15 protein-coding genes are annotated in these 18,501 nt (G+C 54.6%); 5 read left to right on the top strand and 10 right to left on the bottom strand.

The window, feature by feature from the left end:
* Positions 1 to 93: 93 nt before the first annotated feature.
* Complete coding sequence (locus ACR0JR_RS06085) at positions 94 to 1,554, bottom strand: aldehyde dehydrogenase family protein (protein WP_480455420.1); 1,461 nt, start codon at positions 1,552 to 1,554, stop codon at positions 94 to 96.
* Positions 1,555 to 2,577: a succinylglutamate desuccinylase/aspartoacylase family protein gene (locus ACR0JR_RS06080; RefSeq protein WP_480455419.1), complete on the bottom strand. Its 1,023-nt coding sequence runs from the start codon at positions 2,575 to 2,577 to the stop codon at positions 1,555 to 1,557.
* A 125-nt stretch (positions 2,578 to 2,702) separates the two neighbouring features.
* On the opposite strand from ACR0JR_RS06080, the gene ACR0JR_RS06075 reads away from it, so the two are divergent.
* Genes ACR0JR_RS06075 through ACR0JR_RS06065 form a run of 3 tightly spaced genes read left to right on the top strand, consistent with a single transcriptional unit; the run spans position 2,703 to position 4,914 of the window.
* Positions 2,703 to 3,797: a pyridoxal phosphate-dependent aminotransferase gene (locus ACR0JR_RS06075; protein ID WP_480455418.1), complete on the top strand. Its 1,095-nt coding sequence runs from the start codon at positions 2,703 to 2,705 to the stop codon at positions 3,795 to 3,797.
* Positions 3,797 to 4,345, top strand: coding sequence for a decarboxylase (locus tag ACR0JR_RS06070; protein WP_480455417.1), 549 nt, complete (start codon positions 3,797 to 3,799; stop codon positions 4,343 to 4,345). The genes ACR0JR_RS06075 and ACR0JR_RS06070 overlap by 1 nt, the downstream gene beginning before the upstream one ends.
* The gene (locus tag ACR0JR_RS06065; protein WP_480455415.1) at positions 4,342 to 4,914 is read left to right on the top strand and encodes a thiamine pyrophosphate-dependent enzyme; all 573 of its coding nucleotides are present in this window, start codon (positions 4,342 to 4,344) and stop codon (positions 4,912 to 4,914) included. Before ACR0JR_RS06070 ends, ACR0JR_RS06065 begins: the two co-directional genes overlap by 4 nt.
* Here ACR0JR_RS06065 and ACR0JR_RS06060 read toward each other — a convergent pair.
* The 5 genes from ACR0JR_RS06060 to ACR0JR_RS06040 form a co-directional block, all read right to left on the bottom strand.
* Positions 4,901 to 5,791: a LysR substrate-binding domain-containing protein gene (locus ACR0JR_RS06060; protein ID WP_170544053.1), complete on the bottom strand. Its 891-nt coding sequence runs from the start codon at positions 5,789 to 5,791 to the stop codon at positions 4,901 to 4,903. The two genes, ACR0JR_RS06065 and ACR0JR_RS06060, sit on opposite strands and share 14 nt — an antisense overlap.
* Positions 5,792 to 5,860: 69 nt before the next feature.
* A complete protein-coding gene (locus ACR0JR_RS06055; protein ID WP_480455414.1) occupies positions 5,861 to 6,442 on the bottom strand; it encodes a helix-turn-helix domain-containing protein in 582 nt (193 codons plus the stop codon).
* Between the two features lie 173 nt (positions 6,443 to 6,615).
* Positions 6,616 to 7,395: a carnitinyl-CoA dehydratase gene (locus ACR0JR_RS06050; RefSeq protein WP_170780469.1), complete on the bottom strand. Its 780-nt coding sequence runs from the start codon at positions 7,393 to 7,395 to the stop codon at positions 6,616 to 6,618.
* Between the two features lie 3 nt (positions 7,396 to 7,398).
* A complete protein-coding gene (locus tag ACR0JR_RS06045; RefSeq protein WP_480455413.1) occupies positions 7,399 to 9,414 on the bottom strand; it encodes an acetate--CoA ligase family protein in 2,016 nt (671 codons plus the stop codon).
* A 7-nt stretch (positions 9,415 to 9,421) separates the two neighbouring features.
* Positions 9,422 to 10,582, bottom strand: a complete 1,161-nt coding sequence (locus ACR0JR_RS06040; protein WP_480455412.1) for an acyl-CoA dehydrogenase family protein — start codon at positions 10,580 to 10,582, stop codon at positions 9,422 to 9,424.
* A 96-nt stretch (positions 10,583 to 10,678) separates the two neighbouring features.
* Between ACR0JR_RS06040 and ACR0JR_RS06035 the strand changes: the two genes are divergently transcribed.
* Positions 10,679 to 11,596: a GlxA family transcriptional regulator gene (locus tag ACR0JR_RS06035; protein WP_480455411.1), complete on the top strand. Its 918-nt coding sequence runs from the start codon at positions 10,679 to 10,681 to the stop codon at positions 11,594 to 11,596.
* 8 nt (positions 11,597 to 11,604) lie between these two features.
* On the opposite strand, the gene ACR0JR_RS06030 is transcribed toward ACR0JR_RS06035, so the two are convergent.
* Together ACR0JR_RS06030 and ACR0JR_RS06025 are read right to left on the bottom strand one after the other, a co-directional pair.
* Complete coding sequence (locus tag ACR0JR_RS06030; RefSeq protein WP_480455495.1) at positions 11,605 to 14,040, bottom strand: GcvT family protein; 2,436 nt, start codon at positions 14,038 to 14,040, stop codon at positions 11,605 to 11,607.
* Positions 14,041 to 14,480: 440 nt separating this feature from the next.
* Positions 14,481 to 15,455 (bottom strand): LysR family transcriptional regulator, encoded by a 975-nt coding sequence (locus ACR0JR_RS06025; RefSeq protein WP_480455410.1) that lies wholly within the window; start codon positions 15,453 to 15,455, stop codon positions 14,481 to 14,483.
* 277 nt (positions 15,456 to 15,732) lie between these two features.
* Between ACR0JR_RS06025 and ACR0JR_RS06020 the strand changes: the two genes are divergently transcribed.
* Positions 15,733 to 17,421: a Na/Pi cotransporter family protein gene (locus ACR0JR_RS06020; RefSeq protein WP_480455409.1), complete on the top strand. Its 1,689-nt coding sequence runs from the start codon at positions 15,733 to 15,735 to the stop codon at positions 17,419 to 17,421.
* Between the two features lie 69 nt (positions 17,422 to 17,490).
* On the opposite strand, the gene ACR0JR_RS06015 is transcribed toward ACR0JR_RS06020, so the two are convergent.
* Positions 17,491 to 18,468, bottom strand: a complete 978-nt coding sequence (locus ACR0JR_RS06015; protein WP_260026931.1) for a LysR family transcriptional regulator — start codon at positions 18,466 to 18,468, stop codon at positions 17,491 to 17,493.
* Positions 18,469 to 18,501 lie beyond the last annotated feature (33 nt).

Genomic DNA, 18,501 nt, shown 5'->3' with positions numbered 1-18,501 from the left:
ATGCATTATATTTTTTTATTGATAGTGCCATCCATATGTCAATTAGTTATTTCTTCGCATTTCTGCGTCCTGCCAATTTTTCTGCCAACACAATTAAAGGAACGGGTTGGATACAGGTGTTGTTCCGGTCCAGATTGACTTGACCTGCAGGAAATCGGTGATTGCGCCCGGTCCCAGTTCCCGCCCATATCCCGACAGTTTGACGCCACCGATCGGGCTACCTGGATCAACGCTGCGGTAGTGGTTGATGTAAACGGTGCCCGCACATATCGCTTCGGCAACTCGGGCGGCTTTCGCTGCATCCGTGGTCCAAACCCCGGCGGACAGTCCATAGTCGCTGTCATTAGCGAGCGCGATGGCTTCGTCCTCGGATTCAAAGGTGGTGATTGAAAGCACAGGGCCGAAAACCTCTTCTCGCCAGATCTGCATGTCCGGAGAGACCTGATCAAAGATCGTTGGCCCGACATAGTAGCCGCCAATCCCTTTCACTGTTTGGGTGCCGTCCAGCAGGCAATTGGCGCCGTCTGCCTTTGCTTGTTCGATCATCGCAGTAACCTTTCTCAGATGCGGCTCATTGGCGAGCGGTGCAATCTGAGTGTTCGGGTCAAATGGGTCGCCAGGTATCAGTGAACGGGATCGTTCCAGCAGTCTCGAGATCATTGCGTCTTTGATCCGGGCTTCGACAATTAGCCTAGAACCCGCTACACAAGTCTGGCCATTTGACAGGAAAATGCCGGACATAACCCCGTTGATCGCCGAATCCAGATCACAATCGGCGAACACAACCTGAGGCGACTTGCCGCCCAGTTCGAGCGTTGTGGGCACGACCTGACCCGCGGCAGCCTGAGCGACCTTGCGGCCACCGATATCTGAGCCGGTGAAACTCACTTTGCGTGTCAACGGATGCCGAACAAGTGCCTCACCAATTTCGTTGCCCCATCCCGTCACCACATTCAACACACCCGGTGGAAGACCCGCCTCGCGGGCAAGTCGGGCGAATTCCAGGGTTGAGGCTGACGCCATTTCCGACGGTTTGACCACAACCGTGTTTCCCGCGGCCAGAGCCGGAGCCAGCTTCCATGCCAGGATCATCAGGGGCGAGTTCCATGGTGTAATTGCGACCACCACACCGTAGGGCGACCAGTGTCCTTCGCTTGTGACCCCAAGCGTGGAATTACTCTGCGGAACAGGGGCTAGTTTGCGCGCTTCGGCAGCAAAATGACGATACCAGGTATGCAATCCAGAAAATTGACCACGTACCTCGGTAATGCGCTTGCCATTATCCAGAATCTCCGATTCAACAAGTTCTTCCCAACGCTCCTCAAGCATATCAGCCATAGCATCAAGCATGACGGCGCGCCCTGAAGGATCAAGCTGAGCCCACGGCCCTGCGCGAAAGGCGAGGTCCGCATCTCGTATCGCTACATCTGCCTCGGATGTGTCGCACCTGGCGATATGGCTCCAGACCAGTCCGGTTGCAGGGTTGATACTGGGTATGGTGTCCCCTTGCCAATCTATGTACTTGCCTGAAATGAATGGAGTGTAGGATCGCATTCAGTCTCCTTTCGATGCGTTCTGAGCTACCAGCGCCAGCAGGTCGCCCCGACACACCATCCCGCGATTGCCATGCGCGAGCACAAATCCGCTGTTGGGAAAATTTAGTTTCAGAGCGGGTCGGCTAGGATTATCGGGAAAACGCAGATGCCCCACCAAATCACCCGCCTGAACCTCTTGCCCAGCACAGACATATCGGTCGAATAAGCCATTTTCGGGGGCATAGAGTGAGTCATGCGGGGATGCGATCTCAACCTGCCGCGGGGGTGTTCCAATACCAGAGCTGCCTTCTAGAAGCCCGAGTTCGGTTAAGCACCGCATCAAACCTGTTTCTGCGGCATCTACAATATCGGGTGTAATATTGCCGCCACCGCCTAACTCGGTTGCGATCATAGGAACACCTGCGCGCTCTGCTGCTGCGTTGACTGAACGATTGTCATTATGTGCGCCCAATACCCAGATCAGCGGCAATCCGAACGCGTTGGCCAGATCAAGGTTCGCTTTGGTCAGCTTGGTGTCAGCACAGCGCGACGCCAGTGCGCAAGGGGCAAAGACCGAAGCCTTGCCGCCAGAATGCAGATCAATCACTGCATCAACACGTGGCAGTAATACTGTTTCCACATAGTGCGCCAACATCGCCGTCGGCCCGCCGCCGGGGTCACCGGGAAAGGCGCGATTAAGATTCTGCCCGTCCAGCGGAGATACGCGAGAGGAGCTGGCGACCGCCGGAGCGTTAAGGGCTGGTATCATGATGATCTGCCCGGCAATCTGTGAGGGGTCTAGACGCTCGGCTAGCCGCAATATTGCAGCGGGGCCTTCGAATTCGTCACCATGAGTTCCACCTAGCAGCAGAACCGTCGGGCCGTCAGATCCGCGAAGACTGACGATCGCAATGGGGTGATATCCCAGTGGCACGGTGTTGTCTGACCACTTCAGCATTAAATCCCCGGTCTGTTTGCCCGGAGAATCCAGATTGATGGTTGCATGCACTCTGCTGGGTTGCGTTTGTTTCGCCTCTGCCATGGCAGGTCCTTTGTTCAATATGCTCCCCATATACCATAATATTTTTGCAGTTGAATTGGCATATGAATAATTATGTGTGATATATTGAGTTGAGCAGCGTGATTGATCCGTTTCGAGGAAGCAATATGACCATAGTTCTGGCAAAATCTGGAATCGAAAACATCAAGCCACATATGGTGGGTGCGCCGATAGAAGCCGGGCAACCTGCGACCGTGCTGTTGAATTCCAACGAAAGTGTTTTTGGACCCAGTCCCAATGCGCGTGCGGCGGCGCGCGCCGCCATGAGCGATATTGAGCGCTACCTAGAGAACCCTGATCGTGTTCTTGCGCCCGCTATCGCGCGGCATTTCGATCTGGACGAATCTTGGATAACAACGGGACAAGGTTCGGATGATTTGCTGGCCCGATTGGCCAGAGCCTATTTGGGGCCGGGCACCGAGCTGATCCGAAGCGCAAACGGATATCTAAAAGTTCCAAACTACGTTTACGCAAATGATGCCGATGTAATTTCAGTCGCTGATGACGGCTTCAAGCCCTCGGTTGATCGAATGATTGATGCCGTGACCAATCGAACGCGGATTGTATATCTTGCGAACCCGGAAAACCCCGCTGGAACCTATTTGAACAGATCTGAGGTGAGGCGACTACACGCTGCGTTGCCCAAGGACGTGTTGCTGGTGATTGATGCGGCATACGAAGAATATGTCGACGCCGAAGACTATGAACCAGCGCACAAGCTGGTGGAAGAGGCCAGCAACGTTGTTATGTGCCGGACATTTTCTAAGATCTACGGCTTGGCCGGAGCGCGGGTAGGATGGGTGTTTGGCCCTCCGGATATCCTGGATAGTATTCGTCGTATTGCCTTGACTTTTCCCGTTGCTTCACCTTCGGCGGTTGCTGCGATTGGAGCGCTTGAAGATCGGGCGCACACACGCTTTGTGTTTGATGCCAATCAGCGTGGGCGCAAGTGGCTTTCGTCGGAAATGCAATCGCTGGGTTTGACGATGGTCCCAAGTCAGACCAATTTTCTTTTGGTCCATTTTCCTGATCCAGTGAAATCTGCCGAAGGGGTCGACCTCTTCTTGCGCCGGAATGGTATTGCAGTAAGGCGTTTGGCATCGGCGGCCTACAAGGATTATATTCGCATAACCATTGGGCGGCCCCATGAACTGCAAGCTGTGCGAGATGGTATTGCTGAATTTTTGAATGGGGCGGGCTAATGGGCGGATCACTTCAACCTGCCGCAAGTGCTCGGGATATTGCCTTTCCGTCGGGGGCTGGCATCATCGCCTGCATAAAGCAATCGGATATTCGGGAAATTGTTGCCCTGCCGGATATAGTCACAAGTGACGGCTTACTTTGGCCGATTTCGAAAGATCCCGATTTTCGCCTGACCCGCATCTGTAAAGAAGATGAGGGTGTTAGCATCTGTGGGGCGATGTCATACAACGGCACTCGGGCGTTATTGATGATGCAGCAAACCGGGTTGATGGATTCTCTGAACGCCATTCGGGCAATTGGCATGGACTATGAGTTGCCCATCGTCATGATGGTCGGATTGCAGGGAAAAGAGCCCGATGTGCAACCCGACCAATCAGCTTCATACGGGGTGCGGATTATCCAACCGGTTCTGGATGCGATGGAAATATCGCACTCACTGATCGAAGAGCCTGAAGATATTGATCATATTCCGCAAGCCGTCGATGCGGCGTACAACACGTCGCGCCCTCATGTATTCCTGATTGGACGGAGCCCGGAGGCAACATGATCATTGACCGTGATGATGCGCTTGCTGCGTTGATACCCCATGTGAATGAACGGGATATCGTTGTGGCTGTATATCAAAGCTGCTTTGATTGGCTGCAACTCAATCCTCGTGACTTGAACTATGTAGCGGTCGGAGCAATGGGTCAGGCCAGTTCGCACGGATTGGGGCTGGCGTTGGCCAATCCAGACAGACGCGTGATTGTTTTGGATGGGGATGGCAGCCTGTTGATGAATCTGGGTTCTCTGGTCACGATAGCAAACTCAGGCGTAACCAATTTGTATCACTTCGTGGCGGCCAACCGGGTGTATGAGGTGAATGGTGCGCATCCGCTGCCCGGCGCTGATCGGGTAGATTTCGTTGGGTTTGCGCGTTCAGCCGGATATGCCGGGTCACAGGGTTTTCGCGAGCTGAAACTGTTTGCAGACGCGTTACCATATATTCTGAATACGCCGGGCCCTCAGTTTGTTTCGATGGAGATTCGGCCGGGCAAATCCTATCCACGCGACTATGACTATATTCACAGCGCAAAGGCGCGACAAAGCTTTCGGGATGCGCTCAATCGGAGCTAAGCGTGTCCTTCGCTATTTCGAGAAAGATATTTGCAACAGCGGATAGTGGTCTGTTGTTGGACCAGAAAAGCACTGTTTGAAAATTTAGTGGTGCAGCAAACGGCAGTACAGCGCATCCTGGAACGGTTTCGGAAAGGCCTTTGGACATTCCAACAATCGACACTCCAAGCCCTCGCGCGACAAGACGACAGACGCCATCCGTAGTTCGAGTTTCATATTTTAGGCTACGCGAAATCGATTTGGCATCGAAAAAGCGGTCGACCTCGAACCGGAAGCGGGATGACCCCATGTAGGATATAAAACTCTCATCCGCCAAATCTCGTGCGTGAATGACGGATTTGTCTTCTAGCCGGTGACCCTTGGGCAAAACGCAGTATACATCGTCATCCGACAGCATCAGGCTGTTAAAAGATGGGTTAGACGGGACGCTGGACGTAATCCCAAAATCAAAACTCTGCGATACCAGCCATTCCACTGAATCGTCATTGGCCTCAAATTCCAACCGCGCCATAGCCTCGGGGCAGGCCAATGCGAATAAGCTGATCAGATCAGGGGCCAGTTGCGTTGCGAAGGCTGGGGTGGTCACCAGGCTTAGCCGCGCGTGTCCAAAACTGCCGATCGCTGTCGCCGCCTGCTTGATGTGTTCCATACCGCTGACGGCTTGGCGCACTTCCTGTACAAGCAGCCGCGCTTCGTCTGTTGGAACCAGGACCCTTCCTGAGCGTTGAAACAGAGCAAATCCGACTTCAGCCTCAAGATCTGCGATTAGCCGACTAACTGCAGGTTGCGAAATGCCCAGCATTGTCGCGGCTTCTGTTACAGATCCGGTCGATACCACGGATCGAAATGCATCGACCTGTCGAAAGGTAATTTTCATTCTCTAGGTCTTTTCACTCCCGGGTCACTTAGGCAAGGGTTCAGGCGCGGTGACGCCAGCAGATGGTCATTACTGTGGCCGGGTTGAAACGGTAATGAACTCTATCTCGTCCGATAGGATTTCGTGTACTCCGTGTGGTAGTTTGGCGTCAAAGCTAAGCGTGTCACCTGTTGCCATAAGAAATTCTTCGGCACCGCAAATATACCGGGCACGCCCATTGATCATGTATATGAATACATGTCCCTCGTGTTGGTATTTGGGCAAGGTGTTTTGGTCTTGCTTAGAAATACGGATGCGTGCGGATTGAAAGGACCCGCCCGGCCCGCTGTGCTTACCCAGTGTCAGGTAGTCATGTGCGTGGTCATGCGTAATCCGCCGCGACGGCAACCCTGTGCCTGCGGGAACATGATGAACGTCTGCCGTATGCTCGGAATGGCTGAACAACGCCATCAGAGATACCGACAAGGCATCGGCCAAAGCCTGCAATGTGCCAAGAGAAGGCGAAACGTGGCCGTTCTCGATTCTGCTGATCATCGCCGTCGACAGGTTTGCCTGAGTTGCCAGTTCTGTGACGGTCAGGTTTCGCTCTTGCCGCAGTCTTTGCAGAGTGCGACCGATCTCCAATTCAGTCTCTGATTTTTTGTCCTGCATCAGGTCACGTTGATCCCAAATATATGCATAAAGCAATTTGTGACCTGATTTTCAGGCGTGTAAAGTATGATCTACTCAAAAATTGAGCTGACTTTGATGAACTAGCTCGACCTGTGTGATCAAGGGCTGTTCTTCTCGGATTCATTTACTTAGTTTGAAAACGAATGGGTTTGTTATTTCCCTTTCCAGACCGGGTCGCGCTTCTCAGCGAAGGCCCTTGCGCCTTCAAGCTGATCTTCACTGGAGTAAAGTACATCTACCGTACGCAACTGCCGTTTGGTGATGCGGTTCATCGCATCCTGAAACTTGCTGTCTTCGGCTTCGCGCACAACTTCTTTGATCGCTGCATAGACAAGTGGTGGTCCTGAGGCGAGCAGGCGCGCAAGCTCCCAAGCGCGATCCATGAGCTGATCGGAAGGCAAAATCTCATTGACCAATCCCCAGCGGTGGCCTTCTTTGGCATCGAACCAGCGACCTGTCAGAAGCAATTCCATTGCGATGTGATAGGGGATGCGTTTAGGCAGTTTGACGCTGGCGGCATCCGCGACGGTGCCAGACCTGATTTCAGGCAAGGCAAAGGTAGCGTGTTCTGCGGCCAGAATCATGTCAGCTGAAATCGCAAGTTCCAACCCACCCCCGCATGCAATTCCATTGACGGCGGCGATGACTGGCTTGTTGAGGTCGCGCAGTTCCTGAAGCCCTCCGAAACCACCCACACCATAATCCCCATCCACCGCGTCGCCGTCGGCGGCGGCTTTCAGGTCCCAGCCGGGGCAAAAAAACTTTTCTCCTGCACCAGTCAGAATGGCGACGCGCAATTCGGGGTCATCGCGAAACTCAGCAAAGACCTGCCCCATGACGCGGCTGGTGGCCAGATCGATGGCGTTGGCCTTAGGGCGGTCCAGAGTAACCTCAAGGATTGCGCCCTCGCGGCGGGTCTTGATCGGGTCCATATCTCAGGCCTTTCTGATTAGGGCATCCACTGCAACCGCGCGGGTCGGCGTGCAAAGAAGCGGGTTGATTTCGACCTCGCCGAGCGTATCGGCATTGTGCACGACATAGTTCTGAACGGCCAGAACAGCGGCAATGATCTCATTTATATCAGCCGCTGGTTGGCCGCGATAGCCGGCCAGAAGCGGGGCGATCTTTAGCGCGTCGAGCGCGCCACGAATATCATCAGGCGTCGTCGGTATCAGCAGCGAAGCGGTATCACGCAAGATCTCGGTCAGGACACCACCCGCGCCGAGGGTCAGAACAAACCCATGGGCGGGGTCGCGCACGACGCCGACCAGCAGTTCGGCCACGGTTCCCGAGATCATCTCTTCGATCAGGATCTCGTCGGTTCCGATTTCTGCGGCAACTTTCGGCACGTCAGAGGCCTGAACTCCCAGTCTCACGGCGGCGTGTTCGGACTTATGGGCAAGTCCGACGCCCTTGACGGCGAAAGGCGCGCTCATCTCGTGTGTCGCGCATTGGGCTTCTTCTGCGCTCCGAACCGAACGGTTCTGGGGCACACGCAGGCCATGTCCTGTAAGTGCCTGCTTGGCGTCCGCTTCGGTCAAAGTTCGTTTGGCTTCCAGGTCGCCTGGCAAGCAGATTGGTTCGTGCGAAGGCGCACAGATCTGACCCGCGGCCCGAGTAGCAGCGAGAGTTTCACTTAAGCCCATGAACGGAACCACTTCACCCGCCATCAAGGTTTGCGCGACATCCTCTGGCAGCAACTCGGGCAAGGTCGCCGCCACAGCAAATCGTGCGCCGGTTTCTTCCCGCACCTTGAGTGCCGCGTTCGTTGCACAAGCCCAATCCGTCAAGTCGGTGGTTGGATAGTCGACGATCGAGATGGTCAGATCAATATCGTCCCCGGTCATCCCGGCCCAGGCGCTCGCCATTGCTGCTTCGTCGCGCCAGACATAGGTGTGATAGTCGAGCGGATTGTTCAGCGCGACCATCGGACCAAGCGCATCGCGCAATCGGGTTTCTTTGTCTTCGCCCAGTTTGGGAAAGCTGAGGCCTGTGCCAACTGCCATATCCGCGATCAGGCTTGCCTCGCCTCCGGAACAGCTGATCGATGCAATGTTGGCTCCTGTTAACGGTCCGTAGCAGTGCAGCAATTTCAGCGTTTCTAGAAACTCTGGGAGAGACCTTAGTCGCGGTATGCCCAACCGGTTCAGCAAAGCCTGCGCACCCGCGTCGCTGCCCGCCAGTGAAGCGGTATGTGACACAGTCGCTGCCTGCGCCTGTTCAGACGCACCAACCTTCAGCGCGATCAGGGGAACGCTTTTCTCAAAAGCTTTGGCGGCAAGGGCTTCCCATTCGCGGACATCCTTGAAGCCTTCGATATGCAGACCTACTGCAGTGACCCGCGGGTCATCGATCAGCGCTGCAGCGATCTCTGCCTGGCTGGTTTGTGCCATGTTTCCACAGGTCACCATATAGGCAATGGGCAAGGCACGGCGCTGCATGGTCAGGTTGATCGAGATGTTTGAGCTTTGGGTCAGAATGGCGACGCCGCGCTCAACGGGAACTGCTCCATGTTGGTCAGGCCATAACAGCGCCCCGTCCAACGCGTTGATAAAGCCATAACAGTTTGGCCCCAGAATGGGCATGGAACCTGCCGCTTTGATCAACTCTGATTGCAAGTCTCCACCCGTATCATCCTCGGCCACAGCTTCCGAGAATCCGGATGCAAAGCAAACTGCACCACCGCTGCCCATTTCGGACAAAATCTGTACCGCCTCAATCGTGGCGTGTCGATTGATGCCAACAAAGGCGGCATCCGGGGCGGAGGGCAGGTCCTCAAGCCGCGCGTAGGCTTTGTGCCCCGCGAGTTCAGCCGCCTTGGGGTGGATGGGCCAGATGTCCCCGGCATACCCCATGAGTTGGGATTGCTGGATAACCTGCTGGCACCACGCACCACCTCCGATGACCGCTGTGGATTTCGGGCGCAGAAGGCGAGAGATATCCTTGCTCATCTACGCCTCAGGCACCCAGAGGCCGCAGCAGATCACGGCTGATGATGTGGCGTTGAATTTCGCTCGTGCCGTCCCAGATTCGTTCGACCCGCGCATCTCTCCAGAACCGTTCGATTGGGAAATCGTCCATCAGCCCCATGCCGCCATAGATCTGCAGCGTGGTATCCGTCACCCGCGCCAGCATTTCCGAGGCGTAGACTTTGGCCGATGCAATCTCGCGGTTTGAGGGCAAGTCCTGATCCAGTCGCCATGCGGCCGAGAGTGTCAGCCAATCGGCGGCGTCGATCTCGGTGATCATATCGGCGATCTGAAAGCTAACACCCTGAAACTTGCCGATTGGTTGGCCAAACTGCTTGCGTTCAGCGGCGTAATTCAGCGCGTAATCAAAACAGCGCCGCGCCCGTCCGACTGAGAAGGCAGCGACCGTCAGGCGCGTCGCGTAAAGCCATTCGTTCATCACGGCGAAACCGCCATCGGCCTCGCCCAAAACCTGTGCGTCTGGCAGGCGGCAATTGTCGAAGTACAGGATGTAATTCTTGTAGCCCTTGTGGCTTACCGAATTGTATCCCTCGCGCACCTCAAAACCCGGCGTACCCCGATCCACAAGGAAGGTGGTGATACGCTTTTTTGGGCCTTTCGGGGTTTCATCCACACCTGTTGCGATGAACACGATGAAGAAATCAGCATGTTCTGCGCCTGATATGAAGTGTTTCGAACCGTTTACGACCCAGTCGCCGCCATCGCGAACCGCCTGGCATTTCATGCCTCGGACGTCCGAACCCGCGTCGGGTTCGGTCATCGCCAGCGCGTCCATTTTTTCACCGCGTACAGCGGGCAACAGATAGCGTTCACGCTGCTCGTCATTACACGCCATCAGAATGTTCTGCGGGCGACCGAAGAAATGGGTCAATGCCATGGACCCGCGACCCAGTTCGCGCTCAACCAGAGTGAAGTCGAGATGCGACAGACCTGCACCGCCCACTTCTTCAGGGAAGTTGCAGGCATAAAAGCCCAGATCGATGCACTTCTGCTTGATCTGTTCGCCCAATTCGGTCGGGACTTGGCCGGTCCGTTCGACCTCGGCCTCATGCGGATAGATCTCATTCTCGACAAAACTGCGCACGGTCGAGACGATCATGTCCTGTTCTTCGGATAAGCCAAATTGCATAACGCGGTTCCCCTGATGCCTGATTGGGAATGAAACGGCATTGTCTGGGCCTATGACATGCACTAATCGTAGTTTATCATGCAGGGTTAGAATAAATTGACTCAGACCTACAACTTTTTGCTGTTCAATGGTTTCTCGAACCTGTGCCTTGCCAACATGGTTGAGCCGCTACGCGCCGCGAATACTTTGGCGGGGCAGCATCTCTATGCCTGGCAATTCTATTCGCCTGACGGTGCAACTGTGGAAAGTTCCAGTGGGTTACAGGTGGCACCTCACGGTGCCATCGGGGCCGCAGTGGGCGATGCTCTGATCGTCATGCCGTCATATGGATATCTGGAGCATTCCGTTTCAAAAACGTTGCGCGCTTTGCACCGTGCGTCAAATCGACATTCTCGGCTGGCTGGCTTGGATACAGGAAGTTGGTTGCTTGCAGATGCAGGTCTGTTGAACGGGTATCGCGCAACCATTCACTGGGATGAATTATCGCGGTTCGAAGAGGCATTTCCAGACGTTGATGCCCTGCAAGAGCGCTTTGTGATCGACCGCAACCGGATCACGTGTTCCGGCGCTATGGCGGCTTATGATCTGGCCACGGCGCTGATCCTTGCGGACCATGGACCATTGCTGTCGATGGAGGTCGCGCATCTTCTGATGAACCGCGGTGAACCAAGCGCTGCTTCGCCACAGATGAAATCCGAAGACAGGCTTGTGATTCGGGTGCTGGGCGTCATGCAGGGCACGTTAGATGCGCCGATATTGATAAAGGATATCGCTCGCCAGCTTGGGTGTTCTCAGAAGAAGATTGAAACCCGGGTTTTGGCCGAGCTGGGCGTAACACCGCAGGCGCTCTATCGTCGTCTGCGTCTGAATCTGGCGCGCAAACTTGCGGTCGAAACCCAGCAGTCCGTGGCCGAAATCGCCAGCCGCTGCGGGTATGAAAATCCCAGTGCCATGACGCGAGCGTTCCGGGCTCAATTCGGTCAGACACCGACTGCCTATCGGAACGGCGGGTAGCTTCCGGATCAGCTACGCACGCGTGAGAGGTCCGGGTCATACGGGGAAGGTGCAATCACCTCGGCACCGATCATTTCTCCGCACAGATCAAGCTGCATTCGGCTGCCGGGTTCGGAAAATTCTGGATTCAAAAAGCCGTAAGCAAGGTTTAACCCTGTTCGGTGGCCCCAGTCACCTGACGTGATGGTACCAACAACGACGCCGTCCAACATCAGCGAAGCGCCACTATGTGCAGGTGCTATGGTTGTTTCGATTTTCAGGCTTACCAGTTTCTTTTGCGGACCGTTCTCAAGGCGTCCCTGCAACGCGTTTCGGCCAATGAAATCGCCTTTGGTCAGTTTCACGAACCGATCCAAACCGGTCTCAAACGGATCAAACTCTGTGAGCAGCTCGGCTTTCCAGTGCATGAATCCTTTCTCCATCCGCATGGACTCGACGGCGCGAGCACCAAAGAGTTTCATGCCATGTGTCTCACCCGCTTTTCTGAGCGCCAGATAGGCCGCATAAAGCGAGGCGTTCGGGACATGTATCTCGTAGGCCAGTTCCCCTGAGAAGCTGATATTCAACACAGTTGCCGGCGCGAACCCGACAAAGCACTCGCGAACAGACAGCCAGGGAAAGGTGTCTCGTGACCAATCTCCTCGTGCACAAGCGGACAACACGTCGCGCGATTTGGGTCCGGCCAGCACCAGTATGGTCTGATCATTGGTGAGCGAGCGAATTTGCACATCCTCGCCATCATGCAGATGCGCCTTCAGCCAATCCATATCATGGTATTCGCTGGCGGCGGCGGACCCGTACCAGACCCGCGCCGGGCCGCGATCGCTGGAGGGCAGGTTGGCGATTGTGGCCTCGGCCTTGACCATCCCGTGGTAGTTCAGCAGATAGCCAAGGCCGACCCGCCCGTCGCGTTGCGTCACCGCGCCGCACATCATCCGATCCAGAAACTCATGCCGGTCGGTTCCGGTGATTTCCAGACGGTTGAAGCCGTTAACTTCGGCCAGCCCGACATTTTCTTGCAGGTTTCTGATTTCCGCTGCGACGACGTCAAAGGTCTCATCAAAACTGAAACTCAGCGTTGGGTGAAAGTCAGGCGTAGGCTTGATGTAGTCGACCCGCTCCCAACCGTTGACCACTGTAAATTTGGCCCCTTCTGCTGCGAGGATCGGGGTCAGCGGGGTTGTCTTGGCAGGGCGGCCAGCAGGCCGGTGTTCGTGCGGGAAATGAAAGCGGAATTCATTCTGATAATCTTCGATGGCTTTCAGCGCAGTCAGCTCCACATTGGTGTGGCCAGTAAACCGGCGCGGATCAAGGCACCACGTGTCATAACAGGCCTCGCCATGAACGATCTGTTGGGCCAGCAGCCAGCCATGGCCACCCCCTTCGCCCAGACCTGCGCGCAGGCCGATGATACAGAAAGCGTTGCGCTTGCCGGGGATCGGCCCGACCAAAGGTGCACCGTCGATCGTGTAGGTGATCGGTCCATTCACGACGGTGTGGATGCCGACTTCCATCAGTGCGGGCATCCGGGCAAACGCGCCCTCCAGCACATCCGTCACGCGGTCCAGATCGTCAGGGCACAGCGCGTTAACAAAATTCGGATCAATCCCATCCATGCCCCAGGTTTTGCAATCCTGCTCATAAAAGCCGACCAGCAAGCCGTTCTTTTCCTGCCGACAATAGTAGTCACTGATCGGACAGCGGAGCAGGGGCATCCGGTGACCTGCGTCGCGGATTGCCGCGATCTCTTCGGTCAGGAAGTACTGATGCTCCATCGAGGCAACAGGGTGGTGCACACCCATCATCGCACCCACTTCGTTGACCCGATAGCCACAAGCATTGACCACGATATCGCAGTCAATATCTCCATGTTCGGTGTGCACCGTCCAGGTATCATCCTTGTGCTGGGTCAGCGCGATAACTGGCGTATTCCGATAGACCTCGGCCCCGGCTTTGCGCGCGCGGCGAGCCAGTGCTTGGCACAACTGTGCTGGATCGATGTCGCCATCCAAGGGATCCCATAGCCCGCCCAAAAGATTGTCGGTAGAGATCAGCGGGTGGCGGCAGGCGCATTCTTCGGCATCTATAATCTCGAAATGCACATCCATTCCGCGCGCCATGGACGCAAAGTGGTGATAACCCTGCATCTGCTCTGGCGTATTGGCAAGCCGGATACCGCCGTCACCGTGATGGTAGTTGATCGGGTAGTCTGGATCCTCGGCCAATTCCTTGTACAGATTGATCGAGTGCGTTTTCAGTCCAACCATAGTCTGATTCATGCCAAAATTGGTCACCTGCGCAGCCGAATGCCAGGTTGTGCCGCTGGTTAGTTCGTTGCGTTCTACCAGTACTACGTCAGTCCAACCCTCTTGGATCAGATGATACAGTGTCGAACACCCAGCGATACCGCCGCCAATGACAACAACCTTGGTACGCGATTTCATGGCATCAACCTCCGGCTCGTTTTTTTTGGGATTAGCGCGATCAGCGGTGTGGATCACAAGCGCTGCGACCTTTTTGATCACAAAATCGGAAATAAAAAAGCAAAATATCGTAATAAACTGCATGTGACCAACATAAGTGACCAGCATTATGTTGAATCGCTCAACCTCATGCACCCCGAGGATCACATGGGCTTTTTCACTAACGATATGGTGCAGGGCACGAAGCGCATTTCCACCGCCAAAGGGCGAGATAACCTCTTTCGTCCGCTCGCAGACCGGGGCGATCCAAGGCATGGGCAGAGAGCGGAGCATCATAGGCCCGAATGCGAGCACCCAGGGGCGTAAGAGATTTGCAGGCCATTCTCACCGCTTGCCTATCCGTCGATCAGGATGGGCATATCCGGGAACAAACTAATATCTCTAAAGAGCTAAGGTCGGTTTTATTCAATCAATTTGAAACTGTCTGCCAGCCAAGGGATCTCTGCGCAAAGCGGGGCGATGATACGGTTGCTGATCAGTGATCGTGTTTTATCCTCCACCAATTCTACAACGGATCTGGAGCAATCTGGCGTCGTGATCAGCGCCAGAGTGCGCGCAAAGCTTTTACCTGGAAACGGGTGCATACGCAGGTCGGCTTGAAACCGTTTCGCCCGCGAATACAGCAGTGGGGTTGTAATGGTCCAACCAGCACCGGCTGACACCATCGACATCAGCGTCTGGTTATTGCTGCATTCAAATCTGTGAGAGGCTGATATCCCTATCCGCCGTAGTTGAGCTTCTATCTGACGCGCGATGTAAAGGTTGCTGGAAAACCTCAGGAACGGAAGTTTAGTGCGGCCCTTGACAATATCGCTCAAAGGCGCCTCGTTGGCCCTGGGCAATATGATGACAAATGGATCACTTAGAAGCGGACGATCTTGCAGATCACGTGACCTTTCGCTGGGTGTGGTGGATATTCCCAGGTCCAACTGTCGATCTCGCAACATCTCGATAATCGAATGGCTGGAATCTGTGTGATACATGAAATTGCAGGCAGACATGCTCGATGACAGGTAAACGGCCAGTTCCGGTATAATGTCGCTGTCAAAATCTTCGATGGTCCCCAATCGAAGATGGCTGGCTTCGGATACGCTTCCTGCCGACGCCTCAGCCTTTGCTATCCGGATCAACTGTAATGCATCGTCAATGTTTCGTAGAAAAGCCTTTCCTTTTGGGGTCAGAACCATTGGTCTGCGCGAGTGATTGAACAGTTCAACCCCCAGATGGTCTTCGAGATTACGCAGATGGTGCGACACTGTGCTGACAGTAAGACCTGTTTCTTTCGCCACTGCTTGCAGCGATCCTTTTTGAGCACAAATCTGAAACAGTTCCAACCATTTGAGACTAAGATCTTTGGGGGCAGATTGGCGCGGCATTTTAAATCCTATAGATACAGGCATACCTGCGAATAATTAAGCGGCTCATGCGAACATTGATATCAAATTATCGAAATCTGGCACCCGTTTCTCAAATACCAAACGCTGATTTGAAAATCTGCAATGCGACTTGCAATTGGTCTGCCCTGCCAAATACATTTGTACTTCGACGCCAGTCGCTAGATGTCGTATCGCCACCATTGTTTGCCTCGTTTGTGCTTGAATTTCATAGAATTTGGACGTTAAACAGGCCGATGCAGCAGAAAGACCGCACCGCATGGCAATACTAGTATTTCTTACTCAACTGGCCGGAGCCACAATGCTCTTGCTGTTTGCGGTTCGAATGGTCCGAACAGGGATCGAGCGGAGTTACGGCGCCTCGTTCCAGCGTGTGCTGACACGAAACAACAGCATGATGGGCTCCAGCCTGACGGGGATGCTTTTGGCAGTTGTTCTACAGAGCTCGGCTGCTGTGGCGCTGTTGGCCTCAGGGTTCGCGGCGGGCGGATATCTGGCTTTTCCGGCGGGTCTGGCAATTGTTTTGGGGGGTGACCTTGGTTCCGCCCTTGTGATTCAGATACTGTCATTCCGTCTTGACTGGCTCGTACCGCTACTATTGGCCATCGGTGGTTGGTTATTTGTCAAAACCGAACGAAAGCGGCCACGTCAGATCGGTCGAATTCTGATGGGTGTCGCCTTTATTTTGATTTCTCTGCGGTTTTTGCGCGAAGCCATGGACCCGATCCGGGACAGCGCGTTCTTGCCCGCAATCGCTGACTATCTCGTGCGCGATTATGTGACTGCATTCATTGTCGGAGGTGCGCTGGCCTTTGTCATGCACAGTTCAGTTGCGGCCATTTTGATGTGCGTCACGCTCGTCCAGATAGGTGCATTGCCGTTCTCTGCCGGATTGTCATTGGTGCTAGGCGCAAATTTGGGCAGCGCGCTCATTCCAGTTTGGTTGACGCGTGGGATGGATATACGTGCCCGGCGCATTCCTTACGCAAATCTTGCGCTTCGCGGGGTCTGGGCCGTGCTATGCCTGTTTGCCGCGAACTTGGCTTTGCGCGCTGGGATGATCGGCAGCGACTATCAGGGACAGATGCTGGTCAATGCGCATTTGGCGTTCAATGCTTCGCTCCTGATCTTGTCTTTACCCTTCTGCGGAATGTTGCAGGCTCCGTTCATGCGGCTGCTACCGGATGAAAAACCAGTCGTAGAAGCCAACCCGCTCGCTCGGCCCGCAAGCGCCCTTGATCCACAAGTGCCGGGGTCTCCAACCCTGGCGATCTCGGCCCTCAAACGCGAGCTGGTTCGAATGGCTGATCTTGTGCAGTTGATGTTCAGCCCCTTGCTGGGGCTCTACCGATCTGGTGAACCCGAGCAGATTAAGGCAATTCAGGCTATAGATCAGGATGTTAACCAATGCTTGACAGATATCCGGGCATTTGTCGCAGCATTGCCTGCGGACAAGATGGATTCGAAAAACTCTGATGCAGCCCGCGATATGCTGGAATATGCAGTCCGGTTGGAAACGGCAGGCGACGTGGTGGCAAAGCGCCTGACGGTGCTGGCCGGTGAATTGCGGGAAACAGGGAAGCAGTTTTCGCCAGAGGGATGGTCGGAAGTGCAACAGATGCACGAGAAAATACTGGCCAATCTGAAACTGGCGACAAACGTCATAATTTCGGAAGATCTGGAAAGTGCACGGCTTCTGAACTTGGAAAAGACTGAGATCAAGCGCGCCGAACGTGACAGCAGAAAACGTCATTTCCGCCGTTTGCAAAATGGCATGGCAGAAAGCTTCGAAACCAGCGATGTGCATCTCGAGACCCTACGGGCGCTTCGTGAATTCAATAGTCATATCGCCGCTATTTCGACGCCGATCCTCTACTCCAGCGGTCAGTTGCTTGAGACAAGGTTGATCGAAGAATTGCCCCCCCGTGAGCAAGAGGCTGAAACCTAGCGGGTACATGACGGCTGCAACGTCTGCCGTGCTGAAACATCCGTCGGCTAAGCTCGTATGACGAAGCGTTTACAATTCGGCCGGAGTGGGGATTGTTCGGAAATCATCTTCCAACCACTGGAACCGCGATATCATAGGTTCGGTGACGTGTTGACGGATCAGCTTTTGCAATACGTTGTGGATCAACCGGGTCGTCGATGACGGATATACATCCGTTGTAAATAACGACACGGTGCGGGCAAAACTTTTGCCGGGAAAAGGCATCGCCCGCGTGTTCTTGTGGAAGCGACGCGCACGATAGTAGCTGGCGGCGGTTGTGATGGTCCAACCACTGCCTCCTGCGACCAACCCGATAATGGATTGATTGCACTCAAGTTCGAAGCGGTTGGGTAAAATTATCTTGCTTCGCGTAAGCTGCATCTCAATAAGCTTGCCGATGGCGAGATCCCGCGAGTATCGCAGAAACGGCAGAGTACTATCCGGGTTTGCAAGGTCTTCAACCGGACCGTCAAAGGCGGGTGGAATAATCACGATGAAGGGATCACGAAGAAGAGGAAACTCTTTGAGCCCCTCGACATGGTAGGAAGGTCGAGTTGCGACTCCAGCATCCAAACCCTGCGATTGAAGCTTGTCGATGATCTCGTGGCTTTGGCGCGTAAAGTGGCGAAAGCTGCATCGCGGCAGCCGAGCCGAAAGAAGAGTAAACAAATCGGGCGCAACACGGCTGTCGAAATCATCTATCAAACCCAAACGCAAATCAGTTGCATGCTGCCAACTGCCCGAGCGCAGCTCAGCCTCTCCACGTTTCAGAGCCATCAGGCCTTCGTGGACATGTCGGGAGAACACTGTGCCAGCAGGCGTTAATCCCATCGGTCGGCGGCTGTGATCCACCAGTTCCACGTCCAGAGCCCGTTCAAGGCTGCGCAGATGATTTGAAACCGTGCTGATTGACAAACCGGTTTCAACAGACACCTTTTGGATCGACCCCAATTTCGAGACCAGTTGAAAGATTTCAAGCCATCTGAGGCTAAGTGATTTTTTGGTCACTGCAGGCCCTTCCAAAGAACTATTTATCAAAAG

The organism is Ruegeria sp. AA3, from assembly GCF_056542905.1.
The sequence above is the reverse complement of the archived record's forward strand: the minus strand, read 5'-3'. Positions and strand labels throughout refer to the sequence as shown.